The sequence below is a fragment of the Bradyrhizobium sp. genome (assembly GCF_016462955.1).
GTDB lineage: Bacteria > Pseudomonadota > Alphaproteobacteria > Rhizobiales > Xanthobacteraceae > Bradyrhizobium.
Genome location: NZ_JAEMSD010000136.1, coordinates 11,047 through 14,691, shown reverse-complemented (window position 1 = coordinate 14,691; position 3,645 = coordinate 11,047). Strand labels below are relative to the sequence as shown.

Annotated in this window: 4 protein-coding genes; 2 read left to right on the top strand and 2 right to left on the bottom strand. The window is 65.2% G+C overall.

Going from position 1 to position 3,645, the window contains the following annotated elements:
* The coding region (locus JHD07_RS16145) for an autotransporter domain-containing protein (protein WP_366864605.1) at positions 1-1,977 on the top strand (1,977 nt) is incomplete at its 5' end.
* 4 nt (positions 1,978-1,981) lie between these two features.
* Here the strand turns inward: JHD07_RS16145 and JHD07_RS16140 are convergent.
* Positions 1,982-2,203: a dodecin gene (locus JHD07_RS16140; RefSeq protein WP_291623883.1), complete on the bottom strand. Its 222-nt coding sequence runs from the start codon at positions 2,201-2,203 to the stop codon at positions 1,982-1,984.
* Positions 2,204-2,351: 148 nt separating this feature from the next.
* On the opposite strand from JHD07_RS16140, the gene JHD07_RS16135 reads away from it, so the two are divergent.
* Positions 2,352-3,233, top strand: coding sequence for a DMT family transporter (locus JHD07_RS16135; RefSeq protein ID WP_291623881.1), 882 nt, complete (start codon positions 2,352-2,354; stop codon positions 3,231-3,233).
* A 99-nt stretch (positions 3,234-3,332) separates the two neighbouring features.
* Here JHD07_RS16135 and JHD07_RS16130 read toward each other — a convergent pair.
* The coding region (locus JHD07_RS16130; RefSeq protein ID WP_291623879.1) for an HlyD family secretion protein at positions 3,333-3,645 on the bottom strand (313 nt) is incomplete at its 5' end.

The window sequence follows — 3,645 nt, the reverse complement described above, 5'->3', positions numbered from 1 at the left end:
ATCTTCGTCCAGAGCGGCGGGAGTGTGACGGTTCAGGGCGATCTCTCTCAAACGGCGGGAAGCGTCGTGGGCGGCACTGGCCGGAACGGCGGGACCGACGGTTCGGGCTTTGGCTCCGGCATCTTCTTTCAGAGCACGAGCAGCAACACGACGGTGCTCGGCTTCGGCGCCGGCAACCAGACCATCGCGGGCGGCATCGCCGACTACATCGGCTCCGGCGGCACCAATCCCGGCGGCGGTAGCAACGCTGCCGACCAGGGCGGCAGCGTGGCGATCACCAAGAGCACAAGCGGCACGCTGACGCTCCTGGGCGCCAACACCTACAGCGGCGGTACCACCGTCAATGGTGGCGTGCTCAATGTCGAGGGCTCCCTGATCGGCGCAACCGCGGTCAACGGTGGCGCCTTGATGGGCAGCGGCTCGGTCGGCGCAACATCGGTCAATGCCGGCGGCACGTTTGCGCCTGGAAACGGCACTCCCGGCAGCGTGACCGCGGTCAACGGCAGCCTCGCCTTTCAATCCGGCGCGCTCTATCTCGTCCAACTCGATCCATCCGTCGCGTCCCATGCGGCCGTTACGGGTGCGGCGCAACTCGGCGGCGCGACGGTGGTGGCGAACTTCGCCGCCGGCAGCTACGTCGCCAAGCGGTACACCATCTTGAGCGCAAGCGGCGGCGTCAGCGGCACCTTCAGTCCGGTCATCGTGAGTGCCAGCCTACCGTCCCACTTCCATGGCAGCCTCAGCTATGATGCCAATGACGTGTATCTCGATCTGATCCTGAGCTTTGCAATTCCGACGGGCCTCAATCGCAATCAGCACCGGGTTGGAGTGGCGCTGACAGATGCCTTCAACGCCAACGGCGGTATAGCAGCAGTGTACAGCGCGCTGACACCGGGCGGGCTGACGCAAGCGTCCGGCGAGCTGGCAACCGGATCACAGCAGACGGCGTTCGCAGCCATGGGGCAGTTCATGGGCCTGCTCACGGATCCCGTCGCACAGCGGGACGGCGATACCGGTCCCGGAGTCGCAACGGGTTTTTCCGAGGAGGATCAGGCCAGCGCCTATGTCGGACGACAGCGCACCGATGCATTCGCGCTGATGACGAAAACGCCGCCTCGGAGTGTCATGCAGCGCTGGAGCGTGTGGGGCGCCGGCTTCGGCGGATCGCAATCGACATCCGGCAATACGGTCACGGGCTCAAACAATACCACGAGCCGCGTCGCCGGCACTGCGATCAGTGCCGATTATCGCCTCTCGCCGAGTACGGTGCTGGGCTTCGCGCTTGCCGGCGGAGGGACCAGCTTCGGCGTGAACGGTCTCGGCACCGGCCGCTCCGACCTGTTCCAGGCTGGCGCCTATCTGCGGCACACGAGCGGACCCGCTTATTTGTCTGCAGCGCTTGGCTATGGCTGGCAGAATGTCACGACCGACCGCACGGTGACTGTCGCAGGCGCCGACCGGCTGCGCGCTGAGTTTGATGCCAATGCCTATTCCGCGCGACTTGAAGGCGGCTATCGGTTCGTCGCTCCGTTTCTGTGGGGATTCGGCCTCACTCCCTATGGCGCCGCGCAGGTCACGACGTTCGATCTGCCGGCCTATTCCGAACAGGTCGTTGCCGGCTCGGCCGCATTCGCATTGAACTACGCCGCCAGGAGCGTGAGCGACAACCGCACCGAGCTCGGACTGCGCAGCGACAAATCCTTCGCCATGCCGGTTGGCGTGCTGACCTTGCGCGGCCGCCTGGCCTGGTCGCCCGACTTCAATCCTGACAGGTCGAGCGCGGCGACTTTCCAGGCCTTGCCGGGCGCGAGTTTCGTCGTCAACGGTGCGGCACAGGCGCGCGAGGCCGCGTTGACCACGGCATCGGTGCACATGAACTGGCTGAACGGTTGGTCGGCTGCGGCGACGTTCGAAGGCGAATTCTCGGACGTGACACGCAGCTATGCCGGCAAAGGCAACCTGCGCTACGCTTGGTGAGACGTCATTCTTCCAGCGTGAAGCCGACGCGCAAGGTGACTTGAAAATGGCCGATCGTACCGTTCTCGATGTGGCCACGAGTCTGCACCACCTCGAACCATTTCATCTCGCGAATGGTCTTCGAGGCGCGGCTGATCGCGTTCTTGATCGCGTCCTCGATCGAGGTCTCGGACGATCCAACCAGGTCCAGGATCTTGTAGACGTGGTCTTTCTCAGCTGCGGGCATGATGGCCTCCCTGGCTTGTGCTGCGGCACGCATCGACGCGTGGGCTCCCATTTGAACGGCCGCCAGGCGGTCCGGTTCCGTTCTGCGCGATGGCCCGCATGCATCGGCCGAGGTGGAGCGGCTGGCGCCGGCCTGCTAAGCGCTATGCATGGATATGACGCGGCGCGACAGGACGATCGGCTCTTTCTGCCTTTGCGTAACGGCGTTCGGCTGGGCGCTGAACTGGCCGCTGATGAAGTTGTTGCTCCAGCAATGGCCGCCGCTGTTCGCCCGTGGCCTTGCCGGCGTCTGCGCCTCGCTCATTCTCGGCGCCCTGGTGCTGAGCCGGAAGGAATCGTTCACCGTGCCGCGCGAGGCCATCCCGCGGCTGCTGTTTGCGACCTTCACCAACGTTTTTGCCTGGATGGGTCTCGGGACGGTCGCGATGAAATACGTGACCGTGAGCGAGGGCGCCCTGCTCGCCTATACCATGCCGATCTGGGCGATGCTGTTCGCCTGGCCGGTGCTGCATAACCGCCCGGCGCCACGGGATATTTTCGGGCTGATCCTTGGCGTTGCCGGCGTCACGCTGCTCCTGAGCGGCAATGGATTTGCGTTCGGCGCGGACAAGCTGCTGGGCATCGTGCTGGCGCTGCTCTGCGCCATCCTGTTTGCGCTCGGCAACGTGCTCAACCGCAAGCCGCTGCCAATGCCGCCGCTGGTCGTCGTCGCCTGGCAGGTCGGGCTCGGCTGCGCCACGATGCTGATTCTCGGCATCGCGTTCGAGCATCCCGATGTCGGCGCGATCACTCCGCTGGGGCTCGGCTGCTTCGTCTACATGACTCTCGTGCCGATGGGCCTCTGCTACGTCACCTGGTTCGAGACGCTGCGCCGTCTGCCGCCGACCACGGCTTCGACGGGCATGCTGATCGTGCCCGTGATCGGCGTCGTCTCCGCCGCCATCATTCTGGGAGAGCCGCTGGGCTATCGCGAATGGACCGCGATGGCGCTCACGCTCGGCGGCGTGACCCTGGCATTGCAGCGGGGATGATTCTCTGTCGTGATGATCTTCCCTGTCCTTGCTCTCGGCGAGGGTCGGAAGATCAAACGGCTTCGAAAGCCGGCATATCTTGCCGGCGGCAATCTTGTGTTATTTCTGCCGCAGCGCACGGGCGAGCTGATCTTCCAGCGGCTTGCGCAGGTAGGCGATCGCCGTCCGCACGCCGTTCTGGATGAAGGCTTCAACCGGCATGCCGGGCACCAAAGCCTTGCCGTCGAGCTTGGCGAGTTCGCTCGCGTCGAGGCCGATGCGGGCGACGTAGTACGCCGCGCCGGACTGCGGGTCTTTGGTCAGGTCGGCGGCGATCCGCGTCAGCTTGCCGTCGAGCTCGGGGGTCACGGCGGCGTCGAACGCGCTGAAGCGGAGCTTGGCGGATTGCCCGACCTTGAGCCGGTCGATCATT

What these genes read in the sequence shown, in the direction of transcription:
- JHD07_RS16140 (WP_291623883.1), bottom strand. Translation starts at nt 2,203, where the DNA reads ATGCCCGCAGCTGAGAAAGACCACGTCTACAAGATCCTGGACCTGGTT.
- JHD07_RS16135 (WP_291623881.1), top strand. Translation starts at nt 2,352, where the DNA reads ATGGATATGACGCGGCGCGACAGGACGATCGGCTCTTTCTGCCTTTGC.